At 60.4% G+C, this 356-nt stretch carries 1 protein-coding gene; it reads right to left on the reverse strand.

The window, feature by feature from the left end; genetic code table 11:
* Positions 1-65: 65 nt before the first annotated feature.
* Positions 66-356, reverse strand: a 291-nt coding sequence (locus tag RVY79_RS18075) for a hypothetical protein (protein WP_317465908.1), incomplete at its 5' end; no start/stop codon positions are given.

The raw sequence follows: 356 nt of genomic DNA on the forward strand, positions 1-356 counted from the left end.
CTTTTTTGTTTTGGTACATGGCTTCCCCGCCCGTCTTCGGGGAGAGCGTCAGGATGGTCTTCTCGTTATTGCGGTTTCACCGCCGCCAACACATCCCAGTCTTGCGGATCGAGTTGGCATCCCTCAAGCGTTAGCAGCACGTACGCGCCGAGCGCTTCCAGAAACCCCGCGCGATAGTCCAACGACAACTGGCCGACGTTGTAGTCGAGCGCCTCGCGTAGCAATGCCGGATGGAACTGGCGTTGCTGCGAAAGGGTTTTCTGTGTGCGTTGGAGGAAGCGTCGCAGCGCGAGTGCACCGGCTTGGTATTGCGTGGGTGGGGAGGGGTAAGACGCGGGCTGTGGCCCGCTTTGCTG

This window comes from Chromohalobacter sp. HP20-39, from assembly GCF_033052815.1.
Lineage (GTDB): Bacteria > Pseudomonadota > Gammaproteobacteria > Pseudomonadales > Halomonadaceae > Chromohalobacter.